This window comes from Bradyrhizobium genomosp. III (assembly GCF_000261705.1).
GTDB lineage: Bacteria > Pseudomonadota > Alphaproteobacteria > Rhizobiales > Xanthobacteraceae > Bradyrhizobium > Bradyrhizobium ottawaense.
Genome location: NZ_AJQF01000218.1, coordinates 1 through 5,956, shown reverse-complemented (window position 1 = coordinate 5,956; position 5,956 = coordinate 1). Strand labels below are relative to the sequence as shown.

The following is a 5,956-nucleotide window of genomic DNA, read 5'->3' as shown; positions in this document are numbered from 1 at the left end:
CAGCCGCATCATGTTGGCGACGTGGCTGCGGCTCTTGCCGACGACCTTTGCGATGTCGTCCTGGCTGCGTTTGAACTCGTTGGCGAGCGCATGATAGCCCTGCGCCTCTTCCATCGGGTTGAGGTCCTCGCGCTGCACGTTCTCGACGATCGCGAACTCCAGCGCGTCGCTGTCGCTGATGTCGACCGGGACGATCGGCACTTCGTGCAGGCCGGCCATCTGCGAGGCGCGCCAGCGCCGTTCGCCGGCGATGATCTCAAAGCGGTCCTGTGCGCCCTTCACCGGACGCACCACGATCGGCTGGATCACGCCGTGCTGCCTGATCGACTCGCTGAGCTCCTTCAGCTCGGTGTCCGAAAAGGTGCGGCGCGGATTGCGCGGATTGGCCTTGATGAACTCGATCGGCACCTTGCGCTGCGCGCGCGGCCGATCGACATGCTGAGCCTCGCCGCCGACGTCACCGATCAGACTTGCAAGACCCCGGCCCAATCGCGAACGCGCTTCGTCGGCCATCGCCAGCTCCCTTGGATTCACGGTGCAGCACTCCAGAACTGAATTTCGAATCGTAGAATCTTGGGGTGGGCAAAGCGAAGCGTGCCCACCGATCGTGTGTGGAAGTTGGTGGGCACGGCGAAGACGCCTTTGCCCACCCTACGGCCTCGTCAATGCGTGACGCGCAGCTCGCGCTCGCGCTGGATCACTTCGGTGGCGAGCCGCAAATAGGCTTCGCTGCCGACGCATTTGAGATCGTAGACCAGCACCGGCTTGCCGTAGGACGGCGCTTCCGAGATGCGCACGTTGCGCGGGATCATGGTCTTGTAGACCTTCTCGCCCATGAACTGCCGGACGTCGGCGACGACCTGGTTGGAGAGGTTGTTGCGCGAGTCGAACATGGTCAGCACGATGCCGTGGATCGACAGGTTCGGATTGAGTGTCGAGCGCACCTGCTCCACGGTCTGCAGCAATTGCGACAGACCTTCGAGCGCGAAGAACTCGCACTGCAGCGGCACCAGGATCGCGTCCGACGCCGCCATCGCGTTCACCGTGAGCAGGTTAAGCGAGGGCGGGCAGTCGATCAGCACATAGGTGTAGTCGGCATCCGGCGAGACGTTGTTGTTGAGCGCACCGATGGCGTCGCGCAGCTTGAAGGCGCGGCCAGGCGTGGTGCCGAGCTCGAGCTCGAGGCCGGAGAGATCCATGGTCGAGGGCGCGATGTGCAGCCGCGGCACCGCGGTCGAGACCACGGCCTCGCGCAGCGGGGCTTCACCAATCAGCACGTCATAGGTCGAGCATGAGCGGTTGCGGCGATCGATGCCGAGGCCGGTCGAGGCGTTGCCCTGCGGATCGAGATCGACGATCAACACACGCTCGCCGATCGCGGCGAGTGCGGTGCCAAGATTGATCGCTGTGGTTGTTTTCCCCACACCGCCCTTCTGATTCGCCAGCGCCAGGATGCGCGGATGGCCATGCGGCACCTCGCTGGTCGGTTCTTGGGTCGGTTCTTGGGTCTGCTCTTGCTGCGGCTCGTCAATCACGGTCATCGAAATTTCCCCACTCAACCCCTGAGCGCCTCAGCTGCGCCGTTCGGCGGCATCGAGCTCCACGATCCAGCCGTCACCCGTGCGGCTTTGGTGGAGTCGAGGCTCGATATTCCAATATTTAGCGGCTTCGGTCAATTCAGCCTCTACATCTTGACCCTTGAGAAATAACGCCTTTGCGCCTTGGCGCATCAGCGGCTCCGCAAAGCCGATGAGTTGATGTAGCGGAGCCAGCGCACGGGCGGTGACGCAATCGACGGGGCCGGTGATTCTATCCACATTATCCCCGATCTCAGCGAGATGTACGACTCCCGGAGATGTGGTGACGCGAACCGCTTCGCGCAGGAACGCCGCCTTCTTGGCGATTCGCTCGACGAGATGAACGCTCGCACCCGGCGTCCCGGCCATGGCGCAGGCCAGGACAATGCCGGGAAAGCCGCCGCCGCTGCCGAGATCGGCCCAGCGCTTCGCGGCGGGCGCGAGATCGACGAGCTGGAGCGAATCGGCGATGTGCCGGGTCCAGAGCTGCGGCAGGGTCGAGGGCGCGACCAGATTGGTCTTGGCCTGCCACTCCCGCAGCAGCGCGATGTAGCGATCGAGCCGGGCTTCCGTTTCATGTGAAACGGGCGCGAGCTCGAGCGCCTCACGCTTGTCGGCAGCGATGACGGAATCGAGCGCCTGATCGTTGGCACTAGCTTTGTCGATCTTCGGCTTGGTCGGTCCCGGGTCAGATCGACGATGCGCGCCCTCACCTGTCCCTGGTCGTCGCGTTAGCGGTCTGTCCCCGCCCGGTCCGCGCTGTTTCACGTGAAACGCCTATGCGATTGCCTTGGTGGATTTGCGTGCCTCACGCCGGAGATAGGCCGCGAGAATGCCGAGCGCTGCCGGCGTCATGCCGTCGATCCGGCCAGCCTGCCCGACGGTGAACGGCCGTGCCTTCTCCAGCTTGGCACGCACCTCGTTGGAGAGCCCGGGCACCTGCTGGTAATCGACCTCAGACAGCACCAGCCCCTCGTCGCGCCGGAAGGCCTCGACGTCGGCGCTCTGGCGATCGAGGTAGACATCGTACTTGGCGTCGATCTCGAGATGTGTGGCGATGACGGGATCGATGGCGGACAGCTCCGGCCAGATCGCGCGGACCTGGCTCCAGCCGATATCCGGATAGGCCATCAGGGAGAACGCCGACCGGCGCTGGCCGTCCCGGTTCAGGGACAGCCCGTGCTTGATCGCTTCGTTCGGGGTGATCGCCAGCGACTTCGACAGCGCCCTGGCCGCGTTCAGGGCGTCCATCTTGGCACGATGATGCTGGGTCCGGGCACTGCCGACGCACCCCAAAGCGATCCCCTTCTCGGTCAAACGCTGATCGGCATTGTCCGCCCGCAAGGTCAGGCGATACTCGGCCCTGGAGGTGAACATCCGATAGGGCTCGCTGATCCCGCGGGTGACGAGGTCGTCGATCATCACACCGAGATAGCCGTCGGCACGGTCGAACACCGTCAATGCGGCCCCGCTCGCAGCCAGTGCCGCGTTCAGGCCGGCCACGATGCCCTGCCCGGCAGCCTCTTCGTATCCGGTGGTGCCGTTGATCTGTCCGGCCAGGAACAGGCCGCGGAGGCGCTTGGTCTGCAGGGTCGGATCGAGCTCGCGGGGATCGATGTGGTCGTATTCGATGGCATAGCCCGGCCGGACCATCTTCACTCGCTCAAGGCCGGGAATGCTGGCGAGGATCGCGAGCTGGACCTCCTCCGGCAGCGAGGTCGAGATGCCGTTGGGATAGACGGTGCTGTCGTCGAGGCCTTCCGGCTCCAGGAAGATCTGATGACCGTCACGATCGCCGAAGCGGACGATCTTGTCCTCGATGGAGGGGCAATAGCGGGGACCAGAGCTCTTGATCTGGCCGGAGTACATCGGGGAGCGATGGACATTGGCCCGGATCACCTCATGGGTCGCGGCCGTGGTCCGGGTGATCCCGCACTGGATCTGCGGGGTGGTGATCCGCTCGGTCATCACCGAAAACGGCTCTGGCGGCTCGTCGCCGGGCTGCATTTCGACCGCCGACCAGTCGATCGTGGTGCCGTCGAGACGCGGCGGAGTGCCGGTCTTGAGCCGTCCAAGGGTGAAGCCGGCGCGCTCGAAGGAGCCGGAAAGACCCATCGCGGGCGCCTCTCCGACGCGGCCGGCCGGCCAGTTCTTCTCACCGAGATGGATCAGACCACGGAGGAAGGTACCGGTGGTGACGACAACAGCCCCTGCCCGAAGCTCCCGGCCATCCGCCAGGCGCAGTCCGGTGACGCGGTTATCGACCACGATCAGATCGTCAGCCTCGCCTTGGATGACGGAAAGACCCTCGGTTTCCCGGATCGCGGCCTGCATCGCAGCGGCATAAAGCTTCCGGTCGGCTTGGGCCCGAGGACCGCGGACGGCGGGACCTTTTCGACGATTGAGCACGCGAAACTGGATGCCGCCGGCATCGCCCACGCGCCCCATCAGACCGTCCAGCGCATCGACTTCGCGAACCAGATGCCCCTTGCCGAGGCCGCCGATCGCCGGATTGCAGGACATCGCGCCAACGGTGGCGAAACGATGCGTCACCAGAGCCGTCGCAGCGCCCATCCGGGCAGACGCAGCCGCGGCTTCACAGCCGGCGTGGCCGCCGCCAATCACGATGACGTCGAAGCTCTCTCGCTCTGTTCGCATGTCCGGACTTCTAGCTCAGTGTCGGGAAAGCCGGAAGTAGAAACTGGCGAGGCGATGTTTCACGTGAAACACGGACCAGGGGCCGAAAGCGATTTCACGAAAACAACCCCATGCACAGTAGAATGGCCATTGAATTGTTTCGTGTTTCACGTGAAACGAAATCGGCATTCCACCCGGGCAGTTTGGACGCTGGTGGATATTGGATCCGCTGGACGCCACGCTCAGGCATTGCGAGCAAAGCGAAGCAAGCCAGAATCCCTCTCGGACGCTTCGTCGCAAGTGCTCCCTCGCACTGACGCGTAGCAGCTGTAACAGTCCTTTACACTCGCGGAGACTGGAACTTCCGTTCGCGCCGGGACCCCGGCCTTCAGCCGAGCGGTGTTTCACGTGAAACAACCGCGCGCACGCCGGATCTCGAACGCGGCGAAGGAGCCGGAGGCCCAGATCACGTCTCACGCCACCCCGACTCCGAAACGGGGTTCCCAAATCGATATCAAGCCTAAAGGGGGATGTTTCACGTGAAACAGAAGGAATGGAACAAGCGCTAGTTCTACAATGAAGAACTAGATCTACTTTCCGATACAAAACTTTTGGAAGATCGCTCCGAGGACGTCTTCGACATCCACCCGGCCCAGCAACCGGCCCAGGGCGTAAGCGGCGGCGCGCAGCTCTTCGGCTGCAAGCTCCTCGCCGTCTTCTACAAGGTCCAGACTCCGGCGCAAGCTCTCCGACGTCCGGACCAACAGTTCCCTTTGGCGAGCCCGGGTCACCAGCGCGCCCTCGGTGGTTCCGAAAAACTCGGAAGCGAATTTCACCAGCGCATCGACCAGCTCGGGGATGCCATCACCCCGTCTCGCCGAGATCCCGAACTCGCCGCTCGACTTGATACCCCGGCCCCCGAGATCGATCTTGTTACGGACGATCCAGACGGACCCCTCCGACCGATCGCCGCCTTCGGATTTCCGAAGGGAACGCAGCGCATCCGGATTGACGGCTTGCTCGCCCTCCACCAGCCACAGCACGAGATCGGCGTCCTCGGCCCGCGCTCTCGCGCGGCGCACGCCCTCCTGCTCGACCGGATCATCGGTCTCGCGGATGCCGGCGGTGTCGATCACCGTGACGGGATAGCCATCGAGATCGAGCTGCACCTCGATCACGTCGCGCGTGGTGCCGGCATGCGGCGAGACGATCGCGACCTCGCGGCGCGCGAGCTGATTCATTAGCGTCGACTTGCCGACATTCGGCTCGCCCGCGATCGCAACCACCAGGCCCTCACGCAGCCGTTCAGAATGTCCCTGTGCCGCAAGGACTTTTATGATTTCGTCGTGCAGGGTCTTGATCGCTTTCACCGCCGGCGACCTCAATTCCGCCGGCACATCGCCCTCGTCGGAAAAATCGATGCCGGCCTCGATCAGCGCCGAGGCCTCGATGATGCGCTCGCGCCAGTCGCGCGCGCGGTCACCGAGCAGGCCCTGCAGCTGGCGCAGCGCCTGGCGACGCTGGCGGTCGGTGTCGGCATGGATGAGATCGTCGAGGCCTTCGGCCTCGGTGAGATCGAGCTTGCCGTTCTCGAACGCGCGCCGCGTGAACTCGCCCGGCTCGGCCGCTCGCATATTCGGAATTATCGAAATTGCAGCGAACAGTACCGAGAGCACGGCCCGGCCGCCATGAACGTGGAATTCGGCGACGTCCTCGCCGGTCGCGCTGGCCGGCCCCGGAAA

5 protein-coding genes are annotated in these 5,956 nt (G+C 64.2%); all 5 read right to left on the bottom strand.

The features are described 5' to 3' along the window. A partial coding sequence (locus IC66_RS0119025) for a ParB/RepB/Spo0J family partition protein (protein WP_038948665.1) occupies positions 1 to 513 on the bottom strand: 513 nt, incomplete at its 3' end. Between the two features lie 149 nt (positions 514 to 662). Further along, positions 663 to 1,541 (bottom strand): ParA family protein, encoded by an 879-nt coding sequence (locus tag IC66_RS0119020; RefSeq protein WP_018323546.1) that lies wholly within the window; start codon positions 1,539 to 1,541, stop codon positions 663 to 665. A 30-nt stretch (positions 1,542 to 1,571) separates the two neighbouring features. Further along, on the bottom strand, positions 1,572 to 2,201 hold the full coding sequence (gene rsmG / locus IC66_RS0119015) for a 16S rRNA (guanine(527)-N(7))-methyltransferase RsmG (RefSeq protein WP_371731601.1): 630 nt from the start codon (positions 2,199 to 2,201) through the stop codon (positions 1,572 to 1,574). A gap of 153 nt (positions 2,202 to 2,354) precedes the next feature. Then, positions 2,355 to 4,235, bottom strand: coding sequence for a tRNA uridine-5-carboxymethylaminomethyl(34) synthesis enzyme MnmG (gene mnmG, locus IC66_RS0119010; RefSeq protein ID WP_038948663.1), 1,881 nt, complete (start codon positions 4,233 to 4,235; stop codon positions 2,355 to 2,357). Positions 4,236 to 4,804: 569 nt separating this feature from the next. Further along, on the bottom strand, positions 4,805 to 5,956 hold a 1,152-nt coding region (gene mnmE / locus IC66_RS0119005), incomplete at its 5' end, for a tRNA uridine-5-carboxymethylaminomethyl(34) synthesis GTPase MnmE (RefSeq protein WP_038948662.1).